Source organism: Streptomyces sp. NPDC007025 (genome assembly GCF_042869455.1).
Lineage (GTDB): Bacteria > Actinomycetota > Actinomycetes > Streptomycetales > Streptomycetaceae > Streptomyces.
Genome location: NZ_JBIAFT010000011.1, coordinates 304,652 through 330,399 on the forward strand (window position 1 = coordinate 304,652; position 25,748 = coordinate 330,399).

General features: G+C 74.4%; 21 protein-coding genes. 11 read left to right on the plus strand and 10 right to left on the minus strand.

Annotated elements, in window-relative coordinates:
* Window positions 1–541: 541 nt before the first annotated feature.
* From ACFYMO_RS22865 to ACFYMO_RS22895, 7 genes are read left to right on the plus strand one after another with little or no spacing between them, the layout of a single operon-like run.
* Window positions 542–1,627 carry an acyltransferase domain-containing protein gene (locus ACFYMO_RS22865; protein ID WP_366771636.1) on the plus strand — a complete coding sequence of 362 codons (1,086 nt, stop codon included), beginning with the start codon at window positions 542–544 and terminating at the stop codon, window positions 1,625–1,627.
* Window positions 1,624–3,489 (plus strand): hypothetical protein, encoded by a 1,866-nt coding sequence (locus tag ACFYMO_RS22870; RefSeq protein WP_366771637.1) that lies wholly within the window; start codon window positions 1,624–1,626, stop codon window positions 3,487–3,489. The genes ACFYMO_RS22865 and ACFYMO_RS22870 overlap by 4 nt, the downstream gene beginning before the upstream one ends.
* Window positions 3,486–4,580, plus strand: a complete 1,095-nt coding sequence (locus ACFYMO_RS22875; protein ID WP_388548486.1) for a 3-oxoacyl-ACP synthase III family protein — start codon at window positions 3,486–3,488, stop codon at window positions 4,578–4,580. The genes ACFYMO_RS22870 and ACFYMO_RS22875 overlap by 4 nt, the downstream gene beginning before the upstream one ends.
* Entirely contained in the window at window positions 4,577–5,443 is an 867-nt protein-coding gene (locus tag ACFYMO_RS22880; RefSeq protein WP_366771639.1) for an SDR family NAD(P)-dependent oxidoreductase, read from the plus strand. Before ACFYMO_RS22875 ends, ACFYMO_RS22880 begins: the two co-directional genes overlap by 4 nt.
* A gap of 4 nt (window positions 5,444–5,447) precedes the next feature.
* A complete protein-coding gene (locus ACFYMO_RS22885) occupies window positions 5,448–6,632 on the plus strand; it encodes a beta-ketoacyl-ACP synthase 3 (protein ID WP_366771640.1) in 1,185 nt (394 codons plus the stop codon).
* Window positions 6,608–6,877, plus strand: coding sequence for an acyl carrier protein (locus ACFYMO_RS22890; RefSeq protein ID WP_366771641.1), 270 nt, complete (start codon window positions 6,608–6,610; stop codon window positions 6,875–6,877). The genes ACFYMO_RS22885 and ACFYMO_RS22890 overlap by 25 nt, the downstream gene beginning before the upstream one ends.
* A complete protein-coding gene (locus tag ACFYMO_RS22895) occupies window positions 6,874–8,121 on the plus strand; it encodes a beta-ketoacyl-[acyl-carrier-protein] synthase family protein (protein WP_366771642.1) in 1,248 nt (415 codons plus the stop codon). Before ACFYMO_RS22890 ends, ACFYMO_RS22895 begins: the two co-directional genes overlap by 4 nt.
* On the opposite strand, the gene ACFYMO_RS22900 is transcribed toward ACFYMO_RS22895, so the two are convergent.
* The 3 genes from ACFYMO_RS22900 to ACFYMO_RS22910 form a co-directional block, all read right to left on the minus strand.
* Window positions 8,105–8,290, minus strand: a complete 186-nt coding sequence (locus ACFYMO_RS22900; RefSeq protein ID WP_366771643.1) for a hypothetical protein — start codon at window positions 8,288–8,290, stop codon at window positions 8,105–8,107. The genes ACFYMO_RS22895 and ACFYMO_RS22900 overlap by 17 nt on opposite strands.
* 155 nt (window positions 8,291–8,445) lie before the next feature.
* Window positions 8,446–9,063, minus strand: coding sequence for a hypothetical protein (locus ACFYMO_RS22905; protein ID WP_276476542.1), 618 nt, complete (start codon window positions 9,061–9,063; stop codon window positions 8,446–8,448).
* 98 nt (window positions 9,064–9,161) lie between these two features.
* The gene (locus tag ACFYMO_RS22910) at window positions 9,162–9,755 is read right to left on the minus strand and encodes a hypothetical protein (protein WP_366771644.1); all 594 of its coding nucleotides are present in this window, start codon (window positions 9,753–9,755) and stop codon (window positions 9,162–9,164) included.
* 631 nt (window positions 9,756–10,386) lie between these two features.
* Between ACFYMO_RS22910 and ACFYMO_RS22915 the strand changes: the two genes are divergently transcribed.
* A complete protein-coding gene (locus ACFYMO_RS22915; RefSeq protein WP_366771660.1) occupies window positions 10,387–12,456 on the plus strand; it encodes a SpoIIE family protein phosphatase in 2,070 nt (689 codons plus the stop codon).
* Window positions 12,457–12,516: 60 nt separating this feature from the next.
* On the opposite strand, the gene ACFYMO_RS22920 is transcribed toward ACFYMO_RS22915, so the two are convergent.
* The 5 genes from ACFYMO_RS22920 to ACFYMO_RS22940 are packed head-to-tail and all read right to left on the minus strand — an operon-like array spanning window position 12,517 to window position 18,007.
* A complete protein-coding gene (locus tag ACFYMO_RS22920) occupies window positions 12,517–13,692 on the minus strand; it encodes an MFS transporter (RefSeq protein ID WP_388548492.1) in 1,176 nt (391 codons plus the stop codon).
* Entirely contained in the window at window positions 13,692–14,312 is a 621-nt protein-coding gene (locus ACFYMO_RS22925; protein WP_366771647.1) for a GNAT family N-acetyltransferase, read from the minus strand. Before ACFYMO_RS22925 ends, ACFYMO_RS22920 begins: the two co-directional genes overlap by 1 nt.
* A complete protein-coding gene (locus ACFYMO_RS22930) occupies window positions 14,305–15,600 on the minus strand; it encodes a type III PLP-dependent enzyme (RefSeq protein WP_366771648.1) in 1,296 nt (431 codons plus the stop codon). Before ACFYMO_RS22930 ends, ACFYMO_RS22925 begins: the two co-directional genes overlap by 8 nt.
* Window positions 15,597–16,919 carry a DUF6271 family protein gene (locus ACFYMO_RS22935; RefSeq protein ID WP_388548496.1) on the minus strand — a complete coding sequence of 441 codons (1,323 nt, stop codon included), beginning with the start codon at window positions 16,917–16,919 and terminating at the stop codon, window positions 15,597–15,599. The genes ACFYMO_RS22930 and ACFYMO_RS22935 overlap by 4 nt, the downstream gene beginning before the upstream one ends.
* Window positions 16,901–18,007 carry a phytanoyl-CoA dioxygenase family protein gene (locus tag ACFYMO_RS22940; protein WP_388548498.1) on the minus strand — a complete coding sequence of 369 codons (1,107 nt, stop codon included), beginning with the start codon at window positions 18,005–18,007 and terminating at the stop codon, window positions 16,901–16,903. The genes ACFYMO_RS22935 and ACFYMO_RS22940 overlap by 19 nt, the downstream gene beginning before the upstream one ends.
* Before the next feature lie 531 nt (window positions 18,008–18,538).
* Here ACFYMO_RS22940 and ACFYMO_RS22945 point away from each other — a divergent pair.
* Complete coding sequence (locus ACFYMO_RS22945) at window positions 18,539–20,122, plus strand: glycoside hydrolase family 3 protein (protein ID WP_388548501.1); 1,584 nt, start codon at window positions 18,539–18,541, stop codon at window positions 20,120–20,122.
* Window positions 20,123–20,228: 106 nt separating this feature from the next.
* Here ACFYMO_RS22945 and ACFYMO_RS22950 read toward each other — a convergent pair whose 3' ends face one another.
* Window positions 20,229–20,825, minus strand: coding sequence for a TetR family transcriptional regulator (locus ACFYMO_RS22950; protein WP_366771652.1), 597 nt, complete (start codon window positions 20,823–20,825; stop codon window positions 20,229–20,231).
* A gap of 114 nt (window positions 20,826–20,939) precedes the next feature.
* Between ACFYMO_RS22950 and ACFYMO_RS22955 the strand changes: the two genes are divergently transcribed.
* On the plus strand, window positions 20,940–22,409 hold the full coding sequence (locus ACFYMO_RS22955; protein ID WP_366771653.1) for an FAD-dependent monooxygenase: 1,470 nt from the start codon (window positions 20,940–20,942) through the stop codon (window positions 22,407–22,409).
* 16 nt (window positions 22,410–22,425) lie between these two features.
* On the opposite strand, the gene ACFYMO_RS22960 is transcribed toward ACFYMO_RS22955, so the two are convergent.
* Window positions 22,426–24,474, minus strand: a complete 2,049-nt coding sequence (locus ACFYMO_RS22960) for a prolyl oligopeptidase family serine peptidase (RefSeq protein ID WP_366771654.1) — start codon at window positions 24,472–24,474, stop codon at window positions 22,426–22,428.
* Between the two features lie 241 nt (window positions 24,475–24,715).
* On the opposite strand from ACFYMO_RS22960, the gene ACFYMO_RS22965 reads away from it, so the two are divergent.
* Window positions 24,716–25,615: an FAD-dependent oxidoreductase gene (locus ACFYMO_RS22965; RefSeq protein WP_388548506.1), complete on the plus strand. Its 900-nt coding sequence runs from the start codon at window positions 24,716–24,718 to the stop codon at window positions 25,613–25,615.
* Window positions 25,616–25,748: the final 133 nt, after the last annotated feature.

Sequence of the window (25,748 nt, forward strand, 5' to 3'; positions counted from 1 at the left end):
TGGCTCGCTCCTGCCCGGCTGCTCCGCTCCGCGAGGCCGCCCGGTCGCACGGGCCCGGGGCTTTCAACGCGTTCACATCCCGATGGCCGGATCCGATTATCACCGCGCCCGTCATTGTGCTTCGGTGGAGACATACCCGGGGCGGAGACCTCCGCACCAACCGGGAATGTTTTCGGACTGCACACACGGGGTGCCACTGGCCCGGCGGTTTCCGTGTGTCAGTTGTTGCCGTTCCTCCGGCACCAGTCGTCACACGCCGCCGAGGCGCATTGCAACGCTGCACGTCACGAGGGGTTCTCATGGAACGGCCCGGTCCGGGGTGCGGCCGCCCCGGGCCCACGAGGAAAAGTCCAGAATCCGGCACCGCCCGGCACGCCCCGGACCTTCCCCGGCCCTGCGCGCCACCCCGGTGACCGCCCGTCGCCGCATCCCACCGAGCGAAAGAACCCTCTTCCGGCGCCCGGAGGCGCCATCCGTCCACCGTACCCGGCTGTCCCCGCCCGCCATGCGGACAGCGCCCCCTGCGCAAGGAGAGAGCACCATGCCCTCAGCATCCGACCGGCCCGAGCTGCCCGCCCGGGGTGCGCCCGCTCCCGACTTCGTTCATCTCTTCCCGGGCCAGGGGGATTTCGCCGTCTCGCCCCTGGTGGCGGCCGCCCGCGCCCACCCCGTGGTCCGCGCCGCGGCCGAGGAGGTGTTCGCCCAGGTCGACGCGGTCAGCGGCAGTTACGGAGTGCCCGCGCTGGGCCCCGCGCTGCTCGGCAGCACACCGCCCAGCGGCCGGACCCTGGCGGCCGGCCCGGTGGGCACCCCGCAAGTGGCCCTGTTCGGAGCGTCCCTGACGATCCACCGGGCACTGTGCGCCATCGGCGCGGCACCCCGGCGGATCGTCGCCGTGAGCTTCGGCGAGATCGCCGCGCTCACCGCCGCAGGGGTCTTCGACATCCCCGACGGAACCCGGATCGCCTGTCGGCTCTCGCGCTACCTGAGCCGCTGCCGAGGCGGCATGACCCTGCTCGCGGCAGGCGAGGAACGGGCGCGGGAGCTGATCGACACGGCGGGGGCCCGCCGGGTGGCCGTGGCCTGTGTCAACGACCCGCAGGAGACCGTCCTCAGCGGCCCGACGCATGAGCTCTCGCAGGCCGAGGCGTGCGCCGAGCGGCACGGGGTGGCGGCGGTCCGGCTCCGGCTGCCCTTCGCCTCCCACCATCCGTCGCTGGGCACGCACGCCGAGGGGTTCGCGGCCGCGATCCGCACCCTGCCGTCCCGACCGGCCCACACTCCCGTGCACTCGGCCGTCCACGGCGGCCCCTACAGCAGGTGTGACGATCCGTACCAGGGACTCGCCGGCTGCCTGACCCGCCCGGTGCGGCTGCCCCCGGTGCTGGAGCGGGCCGCGTCCCCCGGCCCGGCCCTGCTGCTGGAGGCCGGCACCGGTCAGGCGCTCACCCGCAACGCACGCCGGGTCCTGGCCGGGCACGATCTGGTCGCGGCGCGCAGTCCGCTCACCGAACCGGACTTCCCCTGGGAGCGGCCGCACCGGCTCAACGGGTGCCCCGGCCGATGGCCGGCCGGGAGCGAGGGCCCCGGCTCGCACCGCCGCGAGCAGCACGGGGTGATCGCGTGACACACCCGGACGGCACGCCACCCCCGCACCGATGCGCCGGCGACCCCCTGCGTACCCGGCAGGCCCGGCGCATCGCGGACGCCCTGGGAGCCCAGCGCCCTCCCGCACCGGGTGAGGGACCCAGCCGCAACCACCGGACCCAGCACGCGCTGACGCGGTTGGCGGAGGTGCTGCCGCCCGTCCGCGCACTGCTGCGGGACCGGGAGTGGCTGGCCGCGCTGAGCGCCTGCACGGTCCTGGTGGACCCGGCGCTGTACATGACCGTCGTCAACCACCACATCCTCTGCCTGGGCTCGGTCGCGGGCGCGGCGGACGAGGAGCAACTCGGCGCGGAGGAACTCGCGCGGACGGTGGAAGCCCTGGAGAGCGGCCACCGCAAGGGAGTCTTCCTGGTCACCGAGATCGGCGATGCCAACAGCCACCTCGCGCTCCGTACCACCGCCGAGTTCGACCCGGAGAGCCGTGAGTTCGTCCTGCGCACGCCGGACGCCGGGGCCGCCAAGTTCTCCGGTGTCGGCGTCCCGGGCAGGCCGCAGTCGGCGGTGGTGTGTGCCCGCCTGCTGGTGGACGGCACCTGCCACGGGGTCCATCCCTTCCTCGCCGACCTCTGCGACGAGCGGAGCACCGCTCCCGGGGTCGCGATCAGCGGACCGCTCGGTGTGGAGGCCCTCCCGCTGGAGTACGCGCTGGTGCGGTTCGAGGGAGCACGGCTGCCCTACGACCGCTGGCTGCGCGGCGCCGCCTCGATCGACGACGACGGGGTCCTGCACGACCCGGGCGGCGACCCCGGCCTGGCGCTGCGGCGCACCCTGGACGTCGGACGCCGCCTGTGGGCGACGGTACCCACCGCGGCCGCCGCCACGGCCCGCGCCTCCGCCGTGGCCGCGCTGCGCCACTCCCGGCACCGTCGCTCGCACGGCCGGCTCGCCCCGGGCGCGCCCGTGCTGTCCTACCGCACCCAACAGCGCGCGGTCCTGGGCGCGCTGGCGGAGGCGTTCGCCCTCGAACGGGTGGCGGAGACCGCGCTGGACCTCTGGCAGCAGGCCGAGGACGCACAGGCGGGGCGGTCCGCCGACCGTCCCGCCGCGGCCGACGGGGCGGCGTTCACCCCCTGGGCGGCCGTCGACCGCACACTGTCCGCGCTCAAGGCGTCCGCCGTGGACGGTGCGGAACGTGTCACCGCGGAGTGCCGCCGCCGCTGCGGTGTCGCGGGCTACCTCGCCGTCAACCGGCTCAGCGGCTACAGCGGCTTCGCGGACTCCTTCGGCGCGGCGGGCGGCGACAACCGGCTCGTGCTGCTCGACATCGGCTGCGCCCTGGCCGAGGAGCGCCCCGCCGACGGACCGCCCGCCGGCACCCGCCCGCCGCCCGACCCCGACGATCCCACCTGGTGGTGCCGGGCCGTCACCGACCTGGAGCAGCGGCTGGCGGCCGCACTCCGGGCGGAGCTGGCGGAAGGCCGCGGCCGCGGCCTGGAGGGGATGGACTTGTGGAACCCGTTGCTGGAGCGCGCCCGGCAGCTCGGCGAGGTCCACACCCTCCGGCTCGCCGCGCAGTCCGTGGCCGCCTCCGCGGCCACCGGCTCCGATCCGGCCCGGGCCACGCTGACCGCGCTCTACGGCACCACACAGGCGCTGCGGCTGGCCGGACCGCTGCAGTGGACCGGTGTCGTCTCCGACCGCGCGGCCGCCTCCCTGGACGCGGCCGCGGACCGCCAGTGCGCGCGACTCGCCCCGCACCTCGACGAACTGGCGACGGCACTCGGCCCGCCCGAGTCGCTCGCCCCCACCCCGTTGACCGATCCCGACTACGCCGCCGCGCTCCACGCCACCCTCGACCGCCCCGACGGAGGAAACCCGTGACCACCACCCTGCCCGCCCCCGGCGCCGTTCCGGCGCCCGCCGCGCGGCCGCCCGCCATCGGCGTGCTCGGCATGGGCACCCACCTGCCCGCCGTGCGGCGCTCCAACGACGAGGTCGCCCGGTCGGCCGGCGTCAGCCCGGACTGGATCGCCGAACGGACCGGCGTGCGCAACCGCCACGCGGCCGCCCCGGACGAGGCCGCCTCCGACCTGGCGGCGGCCGCGGTACGGTCCGCCGTGGCGGCGGCCGGCCTCGACAGCGGGCAGCTCGACCTGCTGATCCTGGCCACCTCGACCCCCGACGAGCTGGGACCGGCCACCGCCTGCCGTGTCCAGGCGCTCACCAAGGCCCGCAACGCGGTCGCCCTCGATGTCAGCGCGGCCTGCTCGGGCTGGCTGTTCGCGGTCCGCGTCGCGCACGACTACCTGCGCTCCGACGCCTGTTCCCGGTACGCGGCGGTGGTGGGCGTCGAGGCGTACTCGAAGTTCCTCGACCCCGCCGACCGGGCCACGGCCGTGCTGTTCGCCGACGGGGCCGCCGCCTCGGTGCTGGGCCCGGTCCCCGAGGGGGAGGGCTTCACCGATTTCCACCTCGGCTCCGACGGGGCCCTCGCCGACCATGTGCTGATCCCCGCAGGGGGCAGCCGGGCACCCGCCAGCTCCGGCACTCTCGCCGCGGGCGGGCACACCATCCGGATGGACGGCCGCGCCGTGCGGGACTTCATCGCCGAGATGTTTCCCGCCGTCGTCGCCGACGGCCTGGCCCGCAACCGGCTGCGCATGGAGGACATCGACGCCTTCGTCGCCCACCAGCCCAACCCCAGGCTGCTGCGTTCGGTCGGCACGTCGCTGGGCATCCCGCCGGGCAGGCTCCCGATCGTCGCGGACGAGGTCGGCAACATCGGTGCCGCCTCGACGCCCTACGCGCTGGCCGCCACGGCCGCCGACGGCGCGCTGCCGCACGGCAGTCGCGTCCTGCTCACCACCTTCGGCGCCGGGATGACCTGGGGCAGTGCGCTGCTCACCTGGAGCGGCGCCCCCGTCATCCGCACCGCCCCCACCCCGGAATCCACGGAATGGAGCCCGCGATGAACACCGCCCCCACCCCGACCCCCACCACCGCTGAGGCGTTCCGGCTCGACGGCGTCCGCGCCCTGGTGACCGGTGCGTCGCGCGGAATCGGCCGGGCCGTCGCGCTCGCCTTCGCCGACGCGGGCGCCGACCTGGTGCTGTCGGCGCGTACCTCGGCGGCGCTCGAGGAAACCGCCGCCGAGGTCGCACGCCGCGGGCGGACAGCCGCCCTGGCACCCGCCGACTTCTCCGAGCCGTCCGCCGCCGGGGCCGTGGTCGACCGGGCGGCCGAGGCGCTGGGCGGACTCGACGCCGTCGTCCACAACGCCGGCATCCTGCCCGGCGGCCCCGACGGCACACCGCACGTCGCTCCCCTGCAGCACACGCGGCAGGAGGACTGGGACACCGTGGTGACCGTCAACCTGAACGCCTCCGCCGCGCTGTGCCGCAGCGCCCATCCGCACCTCAAGGAGTCCCGGCGGGCCTCTCTGGTGCTGATGTCCTCGGTGGCCGGAGCCGTGGGCACCCCGATGATGGAGGCGTACGCGGCGACCAAGGCCGGACAGGTCTCCCTGGCCCGCAGCCTGGCCGTCGGGTGGGCGCGGGAGGGCATCCGCGTGAACGCGCTGTGCCCCGGGTGGGCCCGCACCGACATGACCTCGTTCGCCTCCGGCACCGCCCCCGTCTCCGACTGGCTGATGGCGCACGTGCCGATGGGCCGCTGGGCCGAACCCGAGGAGGCCGCCTGGGCCGCGCTGTACCTGGCCTCGCCCGCGGCCGCCTATCTCACCGGGCAGGCGCTGCTCCTGGACGGGGGACTGTCGGTACCGGACGGCGGTCTCGCCGGCATCCCCAAGCCCGCCTCCCCCTTCGCGGAGGTGTGAGCCGGTGGCGTCCCGGACACGTCAGCACGACGGACGGGCCGGTGTGGTGTGCGGCATCGGCGCCTCGCTGCCCCCCGCGGAGCGGAGCAACGCGGATGTGGCGCGCGAGGGGGACCTCGCCACCAGCGACGAGTGGATCCGCTCACGCACCGGCATCGCCCGCCGCCGCCGCGCGGGCCCCGGCATCGCCACCGGGGACCTGGCCACGGCCGCCGGAGGGGCCGCGCTCGAGTCGGCGGGCGGCGCCGCGCCCGACCTGGTGCTCCTGGCCACGACGACACCGGACCGGCGCTGTCCGGCGACGGCTCCGGAGGTGGCGCACCGGCTCGGTCTGTGCCCCGTCCCCGCCTTCGACCTGGCGGCGGTCTGCTCGGGGTTCGTCTATGCGCTGACCGTGGCCACCGGGCTGGTCCGGGCCGGGCTCTGCGAACGGCCTCTGGTCATCGGCGCGGAGACCTACTCCAGCATCGTCGACCCGCGGGACCGGGACACCGCTGTCGTCTTCGGCGACGGCGCGGGTGCGGTGCTGCTGCGCGCCGGGGACCCCGGGGAACCGGGCGAGGTGCTCGCCTGGGACCTGGGGGCGGACGGTGCGGGAAGCGATCTGATCGCCATCGCCGCGGGCGGCTCCGCCGCGCCCGGCGCCTCGGGCCGGCCACCGCGGGAGGACCGGTATCTGCGGATGCGCGGGCGGGAGGTGTACGCGCACGCGGTGCGCCGGATGACGGAGTCGTCCCGCGCCGCTCTGCGGCGGGCGGACTGGCGGGCTTCGGCGCTCGGCGCGTTCATCGGGCACCAGGCCAACCAGCGGATTCTGGACACGGTCGGCGACCGGCTCGGCGTCGCGGCCGGGTGCCGCTTCGGCAACATCCGCGACGTCGGCAACACCGCGGCCGCCTCCGTTCCGCTGGCGCTGGCCGACACCGCGGTCCGCGGCGTGGTGCGGCCGGGTGCCCCCACTCTGCTGACCGCCTTCGGGGGCGGGCTCACCTGGGGGTCGATCGCCCTGACCTGGCCCGCGGCCCGAGCGTGCGCCGGCACCCCGGCCGGATCGGCCACTTCGGCCGAGGACCGGGCACCCCACGACACGAAGCCGCTCCACGACACGAACCTGTCCCACGACACGAACCTGCCACAGGACCGACAGCAGCGGGAGGAAGCCCCATGGACCCCGTCCACGACCATGTGATCACCGTGCTCACCGAGAAGTTCGACATCCCCGCCGAAGACATCTCTCCCGGCACCACCCTGACCGAACTCGGCCTCGATTCCCTCGCCGTCACCGAACTCCTGGTCACGCTCCAGGAGCAGTACGCCGTCGGCCCGCCCGACAACGCCGTCACCGGTGAGGCCACCCCCGAGGACGTCGCGGCACTGGTGCGGAAGCTGCAGAGCGGGGAGCAGCGGCCCGCCGGGCAGGGGACGCCGGAGTGAGCGGCAGCGCCGGTCCCGCGGCGGTGACCGGCCTGGGCCTGGTCACTCCGGCGGGTCTGGGGACCGAGCAGACCTGGCGGCGGGTGTGCGCGGGCCGAGCCACCGCGGCCGAGGACCCCGCACTCGCCGGGGCGCCGGTCGGGCTCTCGTGCCGGGTCGCGGGGTTCGAACCCCGCCGGCACGTGGGCGGCGCCCAGCCCTGGCGGGACGACAGATTCACCCAGTTCGCCCTGGTGGCGGCCCGGGAGGCGGTGCGGGACGCCGCCTTGGAGCCGCGCTCGTGGGACGGCGCACGGGTCGCGGTCATCCTGGGCTCGGCGGCCGGCGGCGTGGGCACCTACGAGGAGCAGCACCACAGGTTCCTCACCACCGGACACCGTGCGGTCTCCCCGCTCACCCTGCCGGCCTTCCTGCCGAACATGGCCGCCGGCCGGCTCGCCATCGACCTGGGAGCGCACGGACCGGTACTGCACACCGCGACGGCCTGCGCCTCGGGTGCCACCGCGTTGGCCGTCGCGGCCATGTTGCTGGACGCCGACGCCTGCGACATCGCCGTCGCGGGCGGCAGCGACGCCATGGTGACCCCGCTGTGCGCGACGGCCTTCGCCCGGGCGGGCGCTCTCTCCCGCCGGGTCGGTGATCCGGCCGGCGCCTCGCGTCCGTTCGACACCGAGCGGGACGGCTTCGTGCTGGCGGAGGGTGCCGGAGTGCTGGTGCTGGAGCGCGCGGCGGACGCGGCGGCGCGGCGTGCCCCCGTCCGTGCCCTGCTGGCCGGGCACGGTTCGTCGGCCGACGCGCATCACACGGTGGCGCCGGAGCCGGAGGGCCGGCAACTGCGGAGAGCGGCGGCGCAGGCGCTGGACCGGGCCGGTGCCGCCCGCGCGGACGTGGACCACGTCAACGCGCACGGCACCGGCACCCGGCTCAACGACCGTACCGAGGGAGCCGTGCTGCACTCCCTCTTCGGCGGTGGCCCCGCGGTCACCTCCACCAAGGGGGTCACCGGGCACATGATGGGTGCGGCCGGGGCCGTGGAGGCGGCGTTGACCGTGCTGGCCGTGCAGCGCGGAACGGTACCGCCGACCGCCAACTTCCGCTGTGCCGACCCCGGCGCCCCGGAGCTCGACCTCGTGCACGGGACCGCTCGTGCGCGGCCCGTGGGGCTGGCCCTCAGCAACTCCTGCGGATTCGGCGGCCACAATGTGGTGCTGGCGTTCGTCTCCGCTGCTACGTCGGCGGGTTGAGGTCGCCCGCCGGGGCCGGGGACGCGGTGTGCTGCGGCGCAGGCGCCGCCTCGTCCGGCTCGGTGCCGGTGCGGCGCGCCGCCGGTCGACGCTCGGGGGCCGGTGTCGGGTCGCCGGGCGGTGCGGATCGGTGTGCAATGGCCAGCGCGTAGTGCTCCGGATCGGTCATGCCACAGGGGTACCGCGCCCGGCCTCCGGCACCGGACAGCCTCGCCGAGTGTCACCCGTGCTGTGGTACGGCACTTCACGGCCGACCGCCCGAGTGGCCCCGGCCGGTCCCCCTGTTCGGCGTACCGGGGGGCCGGCCGGGGAAGGCGCGCTGCGTCAGCCGCAGTGCTGGGCCCGCTCGTCGTCGGTCATCTGGCGGGTGTGCTGGGTCTTGGTGCTGGGTGCGTCCGGTTTCGGGCCGGTGGCCTCGAAGGGGACGTACCAGATGTAATGGCCGTGGAACCGGTCGGGAAAGTGCATCTCGTACTGCCCGCTGACGGTCTGCAACTGCGCCTCGCGTGTGACCCAGCCGACCTCACCGGGCCGGACGTCGATGTTCGTCTGGTCCGTCTCGGTGTGCGAACTCTCCCAGGTGTGCTGGTAGTTCGTCTCGATACTGACCTTGAACACCTCGGCGAAGCCGTACTCCGCGCTCAGCGACACGCCCACGCTGTTGCTCTCGCCGGTGGTGTCGGACCAGCCGACGGTCGAGCGCTGCAGGTCCTGGGTGCAGTTGAAGGCGCTGTCGCCGACCTGGTGCGACTCGCCCATCGAGTCGCGGGGCGGCCCGTCCGGGTGGAAGACGCAGACATCGGTGCCGTTGTCGCACTTGTCGAGCAGTTCGCGGATGGTCGGCGGATTGTCGTCGGCCTGCGCCACGCCGGGGGCGAGTGCGGCGCTGCCCGCGGTGGCGAGGGCTGCGAGCAGGACGGACCACTTGACGCGCTGGTTCATGGGGGCTTCTCCTCACGGAAGGTGGGGGACGGCGGAAGAGTGCCGGCGCGATGGCGGGGCCGGGCGGGGCGCACTGGGCACCGTCCGTCCCCTCGGCGTCAGCTGAAGCCGATGGACTGCGTGCGGTCGTTCATGAACGAGCCGATGTCCGCGGTGTTCTCCTTGAACGGCCCGTCCCGGTCGCCGCCGAGGTCGGGCTCGGGGTAGAGCCAGAGCCAGCAGTTGCCCCAGGGCTGCACCGAGGAGATGCGGTTCTTCCAGGCGTCCTGCAGGTCGTACTGGTAGTCGACCCAGCCGTCCTTCTCGCACAGGCCCGCGCCGGTGATGGTCAGTGAGTCGCCGCCGAAGTCGACGTCCTCGAAGAAGGTGCCCTGGATGACGCCGTCGGCCTGCCGGTCGCTGTCCGCCGCCAGCGAGCGGGCCCGGGCACGGAACCCGCTGTCGTGTGCCGCCGCGCGGGCCGAGGCGGGAGCGTCGTCGATGCGTCCGCCGCTCGCGTGCTCGACGGCCGCGGTGAAGTCGGCGAAGCAGCGCTCGGCGGCGGTGTTCAGATCGAGTGTGCAGTGTCGCGGTCCGCCTCCGCTGCTCGCCGGGGCGGCCTGTGCGGCCGGTGCCGTTACGGCCCCGGCCAGCAGTACGGAGGCGGCCAGGGTGACCGTACGTCGAGTGCGGTGTCTCGGCCGGGAGTGCATGTGATCCTCCAACTGTTCGTGGGGCACGCCGGGTTGGCGTGGAACAGCAGTACGCGTGCTCGCTGGTCCGCGGCTGAAACAGCAAGCCCGGTATTGCCCGGAAGTTACCGGATGTAACAGCGGTGATTCCCGGAAGGTGCCCGGAATTGTGGGACCCGGGCCAGAGCGTCCGAGCGGGCCGCGCGGTCGGGGAGGGAGGCTTGCCTGCCGGGCTGCCGGACCGCTCTGCGGAACGCGGGGCCCGCGTCCTCGCCCGGTCGTTCCGGGCCCGGCGGATCGAACGCGCGTCCGGCCGACGGGGAGCGGGAGCCCGCGCCGGCACGGAGGCCGGTCCGGGTACCGCCGCCTCCCCGCGTCCCGCCCGCCCGATCCGGCCCGGTGCCACGCGCGGGCGGCGCCGTCGGCCGGCCGCGCATCCGGCCTTCCGCCCGCGGGGCTACCTGGCCGCCCGTCGGTGCGCCGCCACCGGAGCGCGGACCTGTACCGGAACAATGTCAGGCGGCGGCCGGGTGCGCACAGTGCGCCGCACCGGCTGCCCTGGCTACCTGCGTCCAGTTCCGGGAGCGGTGTGAGCGATACGGTGCGGTCCGCTGAACCCGACGAACCCGACTGGGGGCGGCTGGACGCGGTGATGTCCGAGGCGATGGCTGCCACCGGCGCCTCGATGGGGCTGCTGTACCTGCTGCCGCCCGGCGAGCGGGTGCTCCGCCTCGCCGTGGTGGCCGGGGTCTCCCGGCGGATCGCCGCGCCGTGGGCCCGGGTGCCGCTGGAGGCACCGATCCCGGTGGCGGTCGCGATGCGCCAGCGGCGGATCGTGTGGCTGGCCAGCCAGGAGGAGATGGCCCGCCGCTATCCGAGAGTCGGCCTGGTGCTGCCCTACGACTTCCGGCTGGCCGCCGCACCCATCCTCACCTCCGGCGCGGCGCGTGGCGGCATCGTGCTGCTGTGGCCGTCCGCCCACCCGACGCAGCTGAGCACCCACGAACGCCATGTCCTGGGGGCCAGCTGCCGCAGTGGGAGCCGGGTCCTGCGACGGGCCGCGGACAGCGGCCGACCACTGCTGCCCGGGGACGAACCCCGGCTGCTGGAGCCGGGGCCGCCGCGCGACCCCGAACCCGCCGAGGCGACGGCCGCCTTCGCGTTCCTCGAACGCCTCCCGGACGGCTGCTGCTCGCTGAACGTGGAGGGCCGGATCGTCTTCCTCAACCCGGCGGCCGCGACGCTGGTGGGCGTCGATGCGGAGGCGCTGCTGGGCACGCGGCCCTGGGAGTCGCTGCCCTGGCTGGACGACCCGGTGTTCGAGGACCGGTACCGGGCCGCGGTGATCGCCCGGCAGCCGACGACCTTCACCGCGCGGCGTCCCCCCGACACCTGGCTCTCCTTCCGGCTGTTCCCCGGCGAGGGCGGGGTGAGCGTGCACATCACACCCGCCGCCACCGAGCAGGCCCTCCAGCCCCCGGACCGCGGCCCGGCCGAGGCGGGACCGCCGGGCGGCGCCACCGCTCTCTATCACCTCACCCATCTGGCGGCCGTGCTCAGCGAGGCGGTGGGCGTCGCCGACGTCGTGGAACTCGTCGCCGACCAGCTCGTGCCCGCCTTCGGCCCGGGCGCCATGGCCCTGCTGACGGCCGAGGAGGGGCGCCTCCACATCGTCGGGCACCGCGGCTTCCCGGCCGAGGCGATGGAGCGCTCGGACGCGGTGCCGCTCTCCTCCGGAGCACCCGCGGCACGCGTGCTGGCATCCGGTGTCCCGGCCTTCTTCGCGAGCACCGCCGACCTCGAACGGGCCCACGCGCACAGCGCCCAGCGGGACGGGATGGCCGCCTGGGCATACCTGCCGCTGACCGCGTCCGGCAGTCCCATCGGCACCCTCGTGCTCGCCTACGACCAGCCCCACCCCTTCACCTCCCCGGAACGCGCCCTCTTCACCTCCCTGGCCGGGCTGATCGCACAAGCACTCGACCGCGCCCGGCTCTACGACACCCAGCGGCGCCTGGCCCACAGCTTGCAGACCGGTCTGCTGCCGCACAGCCTGGCCCGCATCCCGTCGCTGGAGGTCGCCGCCCGCTATCTGCCCGCCGGGCGCGGAATGGACATCGGGGGCGACTTCTACGACCTTGTCCGCTGCGGCCCCGGCAGCGCCGCAGCCGCCATCGGCGACGTCCAGGGACACAACACCACGGCGGCCGCGCTGATGGGGCAGGTGCGCACCGCCGTCCACACCCACGCGACCGCCGGTGCGCCACCCGGTGAGATCCTCGCCCGCACCAACCGGCTCCTCATCGACCTGGACACCGGCCTGTTCACCAGTTGCCTGTACGCGCACCTCGACCTGGCCCGGAACGAGGTCAGCCTCGCCACCGCCGGACATCCGCCGCCCCTGCTGCGCCACCCGGACGGCCGTACCGAAATCCTCGACCTGCCACCCGGGCTGCTGCTCGGAATCGAGCCGGACAGCGCCTACCCCACGACCCGCGTCCCGCTCGAACCGGGTTCCGTCCTGGCCCTCTACACCGACGGGCTCGTCGAGATCCCCGGGGCGGACATCGGAGCGTGCACCGCAGCACTGGCCCGTCGGCTGGCCGAGGCCACCGAGCCCGACCTCGACGCCCTCGCCGACGCCCTCACCGACCCCTCCGCGCGGCAGGTGCCGGTCACCGACGACATCGCGCTGCTCCTGCTGCGTCCCACGGGCGCATAGCCCGGCGGTACGGGCCCCGGCCGGGAGCCGCCGCGCGCCCGGCGCGCGATACGGCGGAGCTCAGCCGGACGCGGCGGTCACCGGCGGGGTCCACCGGATCCGGGTGCTGCACAGCGAGACCACCAGAGCCGAGGCGGCGACCGTCGCCATGCCCCAGGCCAGACTGCTCGCACTCGCGACGAAGCCGATGAGGGGCGGCCCGGCCAGCAGCCCGGTCGTCCCCATGGCGGCGACGAGCGTCAGCGCGTCCGAGCCCTCCCTGGCCGCGGCCGCGTACACGCAGGGGGTGACCGCGGCGATGCCCAGGCCCACGCAGGCGAACCCCGCCAGGGCCGGTACCACACCGCCGGCCGCCAGGGCGCAGGCCAGCCCGGCACCCGCCAGGGCGCTGCCCAGGAGGACGACCCGCCGGTCGCCCCAGCGGTTGCGCCAGCCGTCGGCGAACAGCCGGGCCAGGACCATCATTCCCGAGACCACCGCGATCCCCAGCGGCGCGATCTCCGCCGACGCCTCGGCGACATCCCGCAGGTAGAGCGTGGACCAGTCGTTCATGGCCCCTTCGGCGACGGTCCCGAACACCATGGCGCAGCACATCCACAGCGTCACCCGGGACGGCAGTGCCCACCGGCCGCGGTCGGACTTCTCCGTCGCCGCGGTGGCGCCGCCGTCCGCCAGCAACCCGGTCCGCGCGTATCCGCCCAGCACCAGCAGGACGGCCGCCGCGGCACCGAAGTGCGCCCCCACCGAAGGGGTCAGCGCGTTCATGGCCGACGCGAGCAGGGCCGCCAGCAGCGACCCGCCGCTGAAGACCGCGTGCAGCCGTGCCATGGCGTTGCGCGCGAACCGCTTCTCCAGCGCCGCCCCCTGCGCGTTCATCGCGACGTTGAGGCACCCGACGAAGACCCCGTCGACGCACAGCACCAGCAGCGCGACCGGGTAGTCGGGCGCCGCCGCCAGCGCCGGCAGCAGCAGCGTCAGGCACAGGTGGGAGAGCAGCGCGAGCCGCAGCGAGCCCAGCCGTCTCATCAGTACGGCCACCAGTGGGAAGGACACCGCGGCACCGACCCCGGCGGCCATCAGCAGCATGCCGACCTGGGCGGCGGTCAGGCCGAGTCCGCTCTTCAGCGCCGGGATCCGCGAGGCCCAGGTGGCGTACTGGAATCCCAGGGAGCAGAACAGCGCGACGATCGCCGTCTGGGCCCGGAGGAACGAACCGCCTGCGGTGGACACGTGCATCAACTCACCTCGTGGTGCCTCGCCGGGGCGCGCCGCGGTGCGCTCCCCGGACCGGACGGGGGTCCGGGAGCGCGGACCGGCTTGGACATGTACACCGCGCCCACGCCGTATCCGCTCCCGGCGGGGACGACGCGCGGATGCGGCACGAACCCCCGCGCTGACCAGAACCTTTCGCTGCCGCCGACCGAGACCAGCGAGATACGTTCGTCGCCGCGTGCCCGGGCGATCCGGCCGAGGTGGTGCAGGAGGTGCTGCGCCAGCCCTCTGCGGCGCAGCGGCGCGGCGACGACGATGTCGTGCAGATGGAGGTTGCCCGCCGTCTGCGGGACGGTGCGCGAAGCCCCGTCCGTCCGCTCCAGGCCGGGGTAGCGGAAGGCGGGGTAGGGCAGCGCCAGCACATAGCCGGCGGTCCGCGGGCCGAGATCCAGCGTGAAGCAGGTGGCCGGTGAGGCGTTCGCCCGCGCCTGCAGCGCGGCCCGCCCTTCGGAGAGGCCGATGCTGCCGTAGGCGTCCCGTTCCAGTTCCGCGATGGCGTCCCAGTCGCCGTCCACGATGGGGCGGATCCGGACGGCGGCCGCCTGGTGCACTGGCTCGGCCGTCGAGCGCACCGGCTCAGCCATGGAGTGCCTCCGTCGCGACGGAGGCACCGGACGGTGCCGGCCGCTGCCCCGCCGGCCGGCCCGCCGCGGGCGTGCAGTGGTGGGGGAGCGGGGCGATCCCGTTGAAGCCGCGGGTGGTGTAGCTGGTCGCGTACGCGCCGCAGGACAGCACCCAGACCGGATCGCCCGATGCCAGCGCCCTCGGTACCGGGACCAGCCCGTGCTCGGCGGAGTAGGCGTCGTCACTGTCGCAGGTGGGGCCCGCGACCACCGCGGGCACGTGCCGGCCGGACGCGTGTCCCGGGAAGACCAGCCGGTACTGCACGGCGTCCATCTCGTAGAGGCCGTTGAACTTGCCGCAGCTCAGGTAGAGCCAGTACTGCTCCGCGCCGTCCGGCCCGCGGCGTCTGGCGAGGCGGCTGACCCGGGCCCGGATCGCCCCGTGGTCGGCGACGAGGTGGCGTCCCGGCTCCACCACGAACTCCATGGGACCGCCCGCGGTACGCCGCAGCTCGGCCATGCCCTCCCGCAGCACCGCGAAGATCGTGTCGAGGGGCGGTTGGAGGGGCTGCCCGTGCCGGTCGAGATATCCGAGCGCGGGCAGCCCGCCGCCGAGATTGACGAGTTCGGGCCGGATGTCCCGTCCGACCAGGGTGCGCAGCACCCTGTCCAGCTCCTCCAGGGCCCCGCGCCACGCCTCTGCCGTCATCTGCTGGGATCCGACGTGCACCGACAGGCCCGAGGGCACCAGCCCCGCGGCCCGGGCGGCTTCCAGCACCGCCACCGCCTCGCCCGGCGGGCACCCGAACTTGGTGCCGAAACCCCACACCGCACCCTCGCCGCTGGTCAGCATCCGGCAGAAGACCCGCGACCCGGGGGCGTGGGCGGCGACGGCGGCCACGTCCTCCAGGCTGTCGGTGGCGAACTGCCGGATGCCGAGCCGGTACGCGGTGGCGATGTCCGCGTCGGACTTGACGGTGTTCCCGTAGTGCATCCGTCCGGCCGGTACCCCGGCACGCAGGGCCTGCCGCATCTCGTTCGGTCCTGCGGCGTCGATTCCCGCGCCCCTGCGTGCCAGTAGGGCCAGTACCTCGTCCACCGGGCACGCCTTCATCGCGAACCGGACCCGGACGCCGGGCAGTTCCCGGCGCAGGGTGTCATAGCTGCGCTCGATGCCCGCCAGGTCGAAGACGATCCTGTCGGTGTCCGCCGCGGTGAGCGCCGCGGTGAGCGCCGCGGCCGGGTGTGCGCCGGGAGCGGCGGTGTCCGGGAGGTCCGGTCCGGGCCGCACCGGGGTGTCCGTGCTCATCGGCGGCTCACCTCCGGCTCGGCGGTCACCGGTGTGCGCCGGGCGGCGGCCACCAGTTCCCCCCACGCCTCGGTCAGCAGCGCGAAGTCCGCGATGTCGCTGCGTGCCTCGTCCAGCAGCTGCTCCCGGCCGGTGCTCAACCGGTCGGCGAAGTCCGCGTAGCGGCCGCCCAGCCTGCGGTAGGCGGACTCGAGCGTGTCGAGCCGCTGGACGTTCTCCCGCTGGTCCAGCGCGGTGCTCCGGTCGGCGAGTTCGGCGACCGCGGAACCGCGCACCTGCCCGTCGCCGTCGAGCAGCGCGTCGCCGGCGGCGGCCATCGCCTCGTAGAGGTAGTGGAAGTAGAGCATCGACAGCAGGAACTTGGCGAAGCGTTGTTGGTAGGAGAGGAAGCCCTGGTCCGTGCGCCGCTCTGTGGTGTGGTAGTTGACGATGTTCCGGTTGTGCACCACACCGGGCAGCCCGGCGTGCCGGACGAGGTGGAGCAGGAAGTAGTCGCTGCCGATGGTGTCCCGGGCCGGCGGCAGCGGCACCCTTTCGTGCACGCCGTGGAAGCTGACGTTGCACATGTCCACCCGCATCGGGTCCACCAGGGTCAGCAGCGAGTGGTCCCGTTCGAATGGCCGGGTACCGGCGCCCAGGAACGACTCCCGGACCAGCTCCCGCTTCCGTCGCGCCGACCAGTGCGCGGGCGCCCACAAGCCGACGACCTCGTGGTGGATCTCCGGGGCGGTGGCCGGCATGTCCCCGAGGTCCACCGACGGCGCCCCGATGAAGGAACTGCCCACCAGTGCGACACGTCTGCGGGAGTGCTCGGCCCTCAGCGCGGTCCTGGTCACGTGCGCCGCCGCGTCAGCGGCCCGCTCGCCCAGCGACATCAACTCCTGGTGCACGGGGAAGACGGGGGAGCCGTCCACGCACTGGTACCGGCTGTCGGAGTCCCTTCGGTGCACCGACTCGCAGCCGAGCGCGGCGGCGAGCAGGAAGGCGCGGTCGGTGCAGGCGCCGTAGGAGAGCGCTTCGGGCAGCAGCAGTTCGCGCAGCAGAGCGGGTTTGGCGTATCCGGTGCGCTCGGTCACCCGCCGCAGGAAGTCGGCCTGCCGGGCCTCGTCCAGGTGGTGGACGGTGACTCCGCGGGAGGCCGGGAGGCTCCGCACGGCTGCGGCGTGCTCGGCGTACACGGCTGCGGGGCAGGAGTCGAGGATCAGCAGGCGGACCTCGGTGCCGAAGTGCGCGGCGGCGTAGTCGGCCTCCGCCCCGACGGCCGCGATCGTCGCGGCGCAGGGCCTGTTGGTGGGTAGGGTCAGACAGATACGGCGCATGTCTCTTCCCCGGTGGCCGCGGTGGTCTCGATGCCTTCGCCGGTGCCTTCGACGGACCCGGCGCCGTGCTCCGGCCCGTGCCAGGACTCCAGTCCCAGCAGCCTGGCGCCCAGTCCGGTGAGTTCGGCGGGTCCGTACCGCTGGGACTCGTGCCGGTCCGGGTCACCGACCAGGGTCGGGTTCCAGTCCGGGGTGCTCAGGTGGCGCCAGGAGTCGGTCCGCGACTGCCGCAGGGCGCGGTGGCTCTCCAGCGCGGGCATCATCGACAGGTACTGGACCGAACGTACCCCCCGCTCGGAGGTGTTGGGCGCGACCCCGTGTGCGAGCAGGCCGTTCCAGATGAGCAGGTCCCCGGCCGCCAGCTCGGGCCGCACCACCGGCATCTCCCGCCGGTCGACCGCGGGCCGGATCGGGTCGCGGTCCTCCGGCTGCAGGGCCTTCCAGTGGTCGAACCGCCGGAAGAGCTCGGGGCAGCACTGGAAGCCGCCCAGGGCCGGTTCGGTGTCGTTGAGCGCGATGACGCCCTGCACCCGCTGCGGCGGCACGCCGAGCGAGGTGTCGATGTCCCAGTGGAGTTCGATGTCGAAGCCCCGCTCCCGGCGCTCGATCAGGGCCCGGTCGCGGTTGCGGACGTTGGGCGGGTTGAGGTTGAGCCGGTCCAGGGTGACCCACAGCTCCTCGCAGTCCCACACGTCGACGAAGGCGTCGTACACCCGCTGGGTCTGGCGGCTGTCCCAGATGAGCTGGTGGTGGTAGGCCTCGACGAACCCGTAGATGTGCAGCTCCCGTTCCAGGTCGGAGCGGAAGGCGCGCTCCTGGTACCAGGTCTCCGGACGGTCCGGGTCGAGTCCCTGGAAGCCCCAGGCGAAGTCCAGCAGCCGTCGTGCGGCCGGGCCGGGGATCGCCTGCTTGACCACGACGTAGCCGTAGGTCTGCCAGAAGGTGAAGTCCTCCTCGGACAGCACGCGGAGCGGACGGGTCTTGCTCAGTTCGCGCAGCGGCGTCCGCGCCAGGTAGGTGTCGCCGTCCGCGCTGAAGTAGGGGATGTTCGATGCGGCTCGATGGAGGTAGGGGTCAGACGTCGCCATGCGGTACTCCAGGTGCTCACTGCCGTCCCCGGGAGGGCGGAGGCAGTCGTACGTCCGGTGGGTGTGCGGTGGCAGGTGACCGGCCGGGTGGCAGGGTGCGCTTCGCGGCCGGGTCGCGGCGCGGGGGCGGGGTCGGACGGGGCGCTCGGCGGCGGTCGCCGGTCGCGGACGGCGGGCGCCCGCGACCGTCCCCTGGTCCACGGGCGGGTCACGTTGCGGCGGTCCGGAGGCGCAGCGATGCGGGGCGCTCCGCCGTGAAACGGAACACGTGCCACATGTGTCTCTCCATTGGCTCGCGCCCCACCAAAGTTGGACTAGACCAAATCGAATGTCAACTCCCGCCGCCCCGGCGCCCGGTGGTGGTGCGGCGCCGTGCGGTACCGGGGTCCGGCCCTCCGGAGTGCGGGGGCGCTCCTTGACGCGGGTGGTTAATCTGGGGCGTGCAGCGTTGGTCTATACCAAGATGATCGGCGGCGCGGAATCCGTTCCCTGCCGTCGCCGACGTACCGGTCTCACCGAAAGGCGCGGTCGATGTCCGCCAAGAAGCACAGCAGCGAGTTGCGCCGACTCGCGCTCTCCGTCCTGCAACCGGGATTCGTCGGCACCGAGGCGCCCGACTGGGTCCTGCGCGAGATCGGCGACGGGCTGGCGTCCGTCGTGCTCTTCTCCCGCAACATCGCCTCCCCCGACCAGGTCGCCCGGCTGACCGCCCGACTCCGCGCGGAGAACCCCGAACTCGTCGTCGCCATCGACGAGGAGGCGGGCGACGTCACCAGGATGGAGTGGGCGACCGGCTCGACGCGGCCGGGCAACTTCGCCCTCGGCACCGTCGACGACCCGGAGCTGACCGAGGCCGTCGCCGCCGACCTGGGCCGCCAACTGCGCTCCGCCGGAGTGAGCCTGGACTACGCACCCAGCGCGGACGTCAACTCCAACCCCGACAACCCCGTCATCGGGGTCCGGTCCTTCGGCGCGTTCCCCGAACTGGTCTCCCGGCACACCGCCGGGTGGATCCGCGGACTCCAGTCGTCGGGCGTGGCCGCCTGCGTCAAGCACTTCCCCGGGCACGGGGACGTCGCCGCCGACTCGCACCACGAGCTGCCCACCTACGGTGCCGACGCGGCCGAGATCGCCGCACAGGCGCTGCCCCCGTTCCGGGCGGCGCTCCAGGCCGGTGTCCGCGCGGTCATGAGCGGTCATCTGCTCGTCCCCGCCTACGACTCGGAACTCCCGGCCACCCTCAGCCGGCCCGTGCTCGAAGGACTGCTGCGGCAGGAGCTGGGCTTCGACGGCCTGATCGTCAGCGACGCCATCGAAATGGGTGCCGTCACCCGGCGCCACGGGATCGAGGGAGCCACGGTGCGGGCCGTCGCGGCCGGGGTGGACGCCATCTGCGTCGGCGGGGAGAGCGCCGAGGAGGCCACTGTCGGGCAGCTGGTCGACGCGCTGGCCGGCGCCGTCGCCGACGGCGGCCTGTCGGAGGAGAGGCTGGCCGAAGCGGCGGCCCGGGTCGCGGAGTTCGCCGACTGGTCGGCGCGGCTGCGCGCGGACCGGAGCGCCCCGGGAATGGTCGAGGACATCGGTCACGTCGCCGCCCGCCGTGCCGTCCGGCTCGGTGGCGCGGCCGGGGAGAGCCTGCCTCTGCGCACAGCCCCGCACGTGGTGGAGCTGGTGCCGGTCACCAATATGGCCGTCGGCAAGCAGACCCCGTGGGGCGTCGCGGCTCCGCTGCAGGAGCGGCTCCCGGGTACGACGTCCGCGCGGGTGCGCGGCGACGAACTGCGGGAGCGCGCCGTCACGCTGGAGGACTGCGCGCTGGCGCCGGCCGCGGGGCGACCGCTGGTCGTGGTGGTCCGGGACGCTTCCCGGCACGCGTGGATGAGCCGGGCCGCCGCCGCGCTCACCGCCGCGCGACCGGACGCGATCGTGGTGGAGATGGGACTGCCCGGTGCCGCCTCCGAGGGCGCCGCGCAGATCTACACCCACGGCGCCAGCGCCGCCTCGGGGGTGGCCGCTGCCGAGGTGCTGGCAGGTGACCGGGGACCGGTGGCCGGACGGACGGGTGAGGCGGCCGCCCGGGCCGCTGTCCCGGGGGGCGTGCCCGGCGCGGCCTGAGGGGCCGCGTCTCCCGGCGTTCTGGAGGCCGCCTTCGGTGCCCGCTGTTCCCGGTACGGAGGTGCCGGGCGCCGGCGGGTGCCGAGGGGGCCTGTCCGCGGCCGGCCTACGGATGCGGGGCGGTCAGATAGCGCTGCAGCGTGGGCCCCAGCCACGCCACGATCTCCTCCCGGTCCAGTGCCACGGCCGGCGGCAGCCGCAGCACGTAGCGGGTCAGCCCGAGGCCCAGCAGCTGGGAGGCCACCAGTGCGGCCCGTACCGGTGCCTGCTCCGGGCCGGGGTGCATCCCCCGGACGACGGGGAGGAGCTGTTCCTGGAAGATGCGCTGCATGCGCTGCGCTCCGGCCTCGTTGGTCGCGCCGACCCGGAGCAGCGCCGTGAGCTCTCCGTCGCCTTCCCATATCCCCAGGAAGTGCGCCACCAGGGTGTGACCGACGTACTCGCGGGGCAGGGCGCCCAAATCCGGCAGGTCCAGGTCCACGGTGACGGCGGCGGCGAACAGCCCCTCCTTGTTGCCGTAGTAGCGCATCACCATCGACGGGTCGATACCGGCGTCCCGGGCGATGGCGCGGATCGTCGCCCGCTCGTAGCCGTCGGCGGCGAAGCGTTCGCGGGCGGCTTCGACGATGGCGGTCCGGGTCGTCGCGGAGCGCCGCGAGGCGGCGGGGGTGGGGGGCTTGCTTCGGGTCACGTCCGCGACCATATGCCAACACTCGTTGGCCAACAAGCGTTGACGACTGTTGTCCCGGGTCATAGTGTCGCCGTCCAGTGGCCAACGGGTGTTGGCCAACAGCCGTTGGCGGTTCAGGGGGTCCTGATGAGCAGCACGACCGGATCCGGCACCACCCCCGGCACCCGTACCGTGATCGTCGTCGGCGCCGGCCCCACCGGCCTCCTCCTCGCCGGTGACCTGGCCGCGGCGGGCGTCCCGGTGACCCTCCTGGAGAAGCGCGGCGCGGGGATCAGCAACCTCTCCCGTGCCTTCGTCCTGCACGCCCGCAGCCTCGAACTCCTCGATGCGCGGGCAGTTGCCGAAGACCTGGAGTCCTCCGGCCGGCCTCTGGAGCGGCTGCGCCTCTTCGGAAGGCTGACCATCGGACTGGACACCCTTCCCAGCCGCTTCAACCACCTCCTCGTCCTTCCGCAGTACGAGGTCGAGAAGGTCCTGCACCGGCGCGCCGTCGACGCCGGTGTCGACTTCCGGTACGAGACCGAACTGACCGGTCTGACCCAGGGCGTGGACGGCGTGGCGGTCCACGTACGCGGACCGGCCGCGGACTCGGCGACCCTCCGGGCCTCCTTCGTGGTCGGCACCGACGGCATGCGCAGCGCCGTACGCGAGGCGGTCGGACTGCCCTTCCCCGGCCGGTCCGTCATCCGTTCCGTCGTGCTGGCCGACGTGCGACTGGCCGAGCCGCCCGAGTCGCTCCTCACCGTCAACGCCGTCGGGGACGCCTTCGCGTTCATCGCGCCGTTCGGCGACGGCTACCACCGTGTCATCGGATGGCACCGCGGCCGAGCCGTCCCCGACCACGAGGCGGTCGCGCTCGACGAGGTCAAGGAGATCACCCGCCGCGCACTCGGGCGGGACTTCGGGATGTACGACGCGCGCTGGATGTCCCGCTTCCACAGCGACGAGCGCCAGGCGCCCGCCTACCGGGTCGGCCGGGTCTTCCTGGCGGGCGACGCCGCCCACGTCCACACGCCCGCCGGAGGCCAGGGCATGAACACCGGACTGCAGGACGCGGCGAACCTCGGCTGGAAGCTCGCCCGGGTCGCCGCCGGGCACGCCGCCGACGCGCTGCTCGACACCTACCACTCCGAACGGCACCCCGTCGGTGCCTCCGTGCTGCGCAGCAGCGGCGGGATCGTCCGGCTCGCCATGGCGAAGACCCCCTGGGCGCGTGCCGCACGCGGGGCCCTGACCACCCTCCTCGACACCGTCGGCCCGGCCCGCCGCGCGGTCACCGGACGGATCACCGGCATCGGCTACCGCTACCCGGCGCCGCGCGGCTCCCACCGGCTCACCGGCCGCCGCGTGCCCGACGTGCGTCTCGCGGACGGCGGACGCCTCCACGAGGCCCTGCGCGGCGGCCGGTTCGTCCTGATCGCGCCGAGGGCGGCGACGCCCCCGGCCGCCGGGGGGAACGGCCCACTGGCCGTACGGCACTGGGCGAGCGACCGTCGCACCGCCCTGCTGGTCCGCCCCGACGGGTACGCGGCGTGGGCCGCCGAGGCGCCCGGCCCGGACGCGGTCCGCGAGGCGCTCCGGACGCATCTTGGCTGAGGCGCCGGTCCCCGGCTCAGTCCGGGACCCTGCCCGGGGCGCTCAGGGTGGTCCAGAGAAAGGTGTGGACCAGCGCCTCGACGAAGGCGGCCTGTTCGTGGTCGGCGGCACCCGCGTGACCGCCCCCGGTGTTCTCGTAATACCGGACCGCTAGTCCCAGGTCGCGCATCCGGGCGGCCATCTTCCGCGCGTGGCCCGGGTGGACCCGGTCGTCACGGGTCGAGGTCGTCAGCAGCAGCGGCGGGTAGGAACGTTCCGCGGCCAGATGGTGGTACGGCGACCAGCGCTGCAGGTGCGCCCGCTCGTCGGGGTTCTCGGGGTCGCCGTACTCGGCGATCCAGGAATTGCCGGCGAGGAGCTTGTGGAAGCGCAGCATGTCCAGCAGCGGCACCTCGGCGACCACCGCACCGAAGAGTTCGGGGCAGCGGGTGAGCATCACGCCCGTCAGCAGGCCTCCGTTGCTGCCTCCGGCGATGCCCAGCCGTTTCGGGACGGTGATGCCCCGAGCCGTCAGGTCCCGTGCGACAGCGGCGAAGTCCTCGAAGGCCCGGTCCCGTTCGGCGCCGAGTGCGGCGCGGTGCCACGCGGGACCGTACTCGCCGCCGCCGCGGATGTTCGCCACCGCGTACGTGCCGCCGCGCTCCAGCCACGTCCGGCCCGTCACCGCCGAGTAGGACGGCGTGAGCGACACCTCGAACCCGCCGTAGCCGTACAGCAGCGTCGGTGCCGGACCCTCCTGGTGCTCCGGTCCGACGACGAAGTAGGGCACCCGGGTCCCGTCCGCCGAGACGGCGAAGTGCTGCCGTACGCACAGCCCCTCGGCGGAGAAGCGGGCCGGTGCCCGCTTCAGCGTCTCCGGCCGCGGCGCGTCGGCCGCCACCCGGCACAGCGCGGAGGGTTGCAGGTATCCGTCGACGTCGAAGAGGACCTCCTCCGCGTTCTCGTCCTCCTCATCCGGAGCGGTCGCCGTCACGGTGGCCGTCGACAGCGGCGGCACCTCGCCCAGCGGACTGCGCGACCAGCCGCCGCCCGCGTTCGGGGTGAGCAGGTGCAGATCGCAGGAGGCGTCGGTGAGGGTCTCCAGGACGATATGGCGCCTGGTGGTGGCGTAGCCGTCCAGGACGGTGCGCTCGTCGGGCGTGAACAGCACCTCGTGCGACCGCTCCCCGGCCAGGAACGCATCGAAGCCGAAGGCCAGCAGCGCTCCGGCCGGCCGCTCCAACCAGGGCGAGCGCAGCCGCACCAGCAGCCACTGGCGGTGCACCCGGGCCAGGGAGTCGTCCGGCACCTCGACCCGCACCGGGGTGTCGTCCGGACCCAGGAGGAAGAGTTCGCGGTGCCAGAAGTCCCGGTTCCGGGCGGCCAGACTCCGCTCGAACCCCGGGGTGGGGTCGTGCCAGGCGGCGACCGACACATCCTCCTCCCGCCCCTCGAAGACCACCGGGGCCTCGGCGAGCGGGGTGCCGCGCCGCCACCGCCGCACCGTGCGGGGATAGCCGGAAGCGGTGAGCGAACCGGGGCCGGTGTCGGTGCCGACGAAGAGGTGGTCCTCGTCGATCCAGCCGACCGAGCTCTTGGCCTCCGGCAGCGCGAAGCCGCCTCCCCCGTCCGCCACGAACGCGCGGGCCTCCAGGTCGTACTCCCGTACGACGGTGGCGTCCGCCCCGTCCCGGGACAGTTCCACCAGCGCCCGCCTCCGATCCGGCCGCCGCACCGAGGCGCCCGCCCACACCCAGGGCACGTCCTCGGCCGCGGCCAGCGCGTCCAGGTCCAGCAACGTCTCCCAGCACGGCTCCGGCAGCCGGTACTCCTCCAGGGTGGTGCGCCGCCACACCCCTCGGAGGTGATCGGTGTCGCGCCAGAAGTTGTAGAGATACGGCCCGCGGCGCCTCACGTACGGAATCCGCGCGGGATCGCCCAGGATCTCCCGCACTTCCCCGCGCAGCGTCTCGAACCCGGGGTCGGCGGTCAGTTCCGCCACGGTCTCCGCGTTGCGTTCGCGCACCCAGCCGAGCGCGGCGTCGCCCTCGATCTCTTCCAGCCACAGATACGGGTCGTCGTCCATCACCGCACGATTGTCCCCCGCAGCCGGCGACCGGCGGACCGGGGACCGGCCGCGATCCGGCTCCGGCGGCGGAACGGCGACCGGAAGCAGGGCGGTGGACCGGGGCAAGGTGTGGGGGAGATGGGGCGAGCCGGTGATCGGACGGAGCCGGTCGCGGGCCGCTCGCCTCCGGGATGGGACCGTGTGGGGGCACGGCACGCCCGGAGCGGCCCGGTGGTGGAGGGCGGACGAGGGAGTGAGCGTGGAGCCGGAACTGGTGGTCGTCGGCGCCGGACCGGCGGGGGTCGCGGCGGTGCTCATGGCGGCCGGACTGGGTCTGCGCACGGTCCTCGTCGAGGCCGACCGGGTGGGCGGCAAGGCGTGGGACATCGGTGCGCTGCAGAACGTCCCCGGAGGCTGGAGCGACGGCGCCGCCCTCGCCCGGGCGCTCGCCGCGGACGTCGACCGGGTGCGGGACACCGGGCGGTGCACCCTCCTGCAGGCGCGCGCCCTCCGGGTACGAGCCCACCGGGACCGGGCGGAGACCGTCCTGGCGGACGGCCGCACGCTCACCGCGGCCGCCGTGCTGGTGGCCACCGGGGTCACAGCGCTGACACCCGGGCACGCGGCGTGGATCGAGGCCCCGGAGGGGCTGCGGCCGCCCCCGCTGTGGCGGGCGCGGCCCGAGGACGTAGGGGCGGGGGATCCGGCCGTGGTGCTGGGTGCCGACCGCCCGCTCGGCACCTGGCTGCGCACCCGCCCCGGCGCCGCCGCGCGGCTGGAGGTGCTGCACCCGGCGGGAGACGCGTACAAGACGACGGAGGTCGCCGACGACGCCCGGGTACGGCTCCACGAGGTCGAGCACGCCACCGTGGTGTCCCTGGACAGCGGCTACCGGATCGCGGCGCGATGTACCGACGGCCGGGTGCACGAGGTGCGGACCCGGGCGCTGTTCGGCAACCTCGGCGCCCGTGCCGCGCCGCTCGACGGCGACCTCGCGCCCGGCCCCGACGGCTACTGCCCGCCCGCGACCCAGCATCCCCGCCTCCTGGTCGCGGGTGACCTCCGATCGGCCCGCCACCAACGGATCGTCACCGCCCAGGGCTCCGGAGCCGAGGCGGTGCTCACCCACTACTACACGGGGTGGGGCGGCGCCGGTTGAAAGCGGCTCGTCGGCGCTTCGAGCGCGTGCGGGAGCGCGCGGGTGGGAGGTGTGTTCCTCCCGCCCGTCCGCTCCGTGGCGTGCTGCCGGGGTGTGGCGGTGGTGTTGGTTTTGGGTGTGTCAGTAGGCGGAG

What these genes read in the sequence shown, in the direction of transcription:
- ACFYMO_RS22865 (WP_366771636.1), top strand. Translation starts at nt 542, where the DNA reads ATGCCCTCAGCATCCGACCGGCCCGAGCTGCCCGCCCGGGGTGCGCCC.
- ACFYMO_RS22880 (WP_366771639.1), top strand. Translation starts at nt 4,577, where the DNA reads ATGAACACCGCCCCCACCCCGACCCCCACCACCGCTGAGGCGTTCCGG.
- ACFYMO_RS22890 (WP_366771641.1), top strand. Translation starts at nt 6,608, where the DNA reads ATGGACCCCGTCCACGACCATGTGATCACCGTGCTCACCGAGAAGTTC.
- ACFYMO_RS22900 (WP_366771643.1), bottom strand. Translation starts at nt 8,290, where the DNA reads ATGACCGATCCGGAGCACTACGCGCTGGCCATTGCACACCGATCCGCA.
- ACFYMO_RS22905 (WP_276476542.1), bottom strand. Translation starts at nt 9,063, where the DNA reads ATGAACCAGCGCGTCAAGTGGTCCGTCCTGCTCGCAGCCCTCGCCACC.
- ACFYMO_RS22910 (WP_366771644.1), bottom strand. Translation starts at nt 9,755, where the DNA reads ATGCACTCCCGGCCGAGACACCGCACTCGACGTACGGTCACCCTGGCC.
- ACFYMO_RS22915 (WP_366771660.1), top strand. Translation starts at nt 10,387, where the DNA reads ATGTCCGAGGCGATGGCTGCCACCGGCGCCTCGATGGGGCTGCTGTAC.
- ACFYMO_RS22920 (WP_388548492.1), bottom strand. Translation starts at nt 13,692, where the DNA reads ATGCACGTGTCCACCGCAGGCGGTTCGTTCCTCCGGGCCCAGACGGCG.
- ACFYMO_RS22925 (WP_366771647.1), bottom strand. Translation starts at nt 14,312, where the DNA reads ATGGCTGAGCCGGTGCGCTCGACGGCCGAGCCAGTGCACCAGGCGGCC.
- ACFYMO_RS22930 (WP_366771648.1), bottom strand. Translation starts at nt 15,600, where the DNA reads ATGAGCACGGACACCCCGGTGCGGCCCGGACCGGACCTCCCGGACACC.
- ACFYMO_RS22935 (WP_388548496.1), bottom strand. Translation starts at nt 16,919, where the DNA reads ATGCGCCGTATCTGTCTGACCCTACCCACCAACAGGCCCTGCGCCGCG.
- ACFYMO_RS22940 (WP_388548498.1), bottom strand. Translation starts at nt 18,007, where the DNA reads ATGGCGACGTCTGACCCCTACCTCCATCGAGCCGCATCGAACATCCCC.
- ACFYMO_RS22945 (WP_388548501.1), top strand. Translation starts at nt 18,539, where the DNA reads ATGTCCGCCAAGAAGCACAGCAGCGAGTTGCGCCGACTCGCGCTCTCC.
- ACFYMO_RS22950 (WP_366771652.1), bottom strand. Translation starts at nt 20,825, where the DNA reads ATGGTCGCGGACGTGACCCGAAGCAAGCCCCCCACCCCCGCCGCCTCG.
- ACFYMO_RS22955 (WP_366771653.1), top strand. Translation starts at nt 20,940, where the DNA reads ATGAGCAGCACGACCGGATCCGGCACCACCCCCGGCACCCGTACCGTG.
- ACFYMO_RS22960 (WP_366771654.1), bottom strand. Translation starts at nt 24,474, where the DNA reads ATGGACGACGACCCGTATCTGTGGCTGGAAGAGATCGAGGGCGACGCC.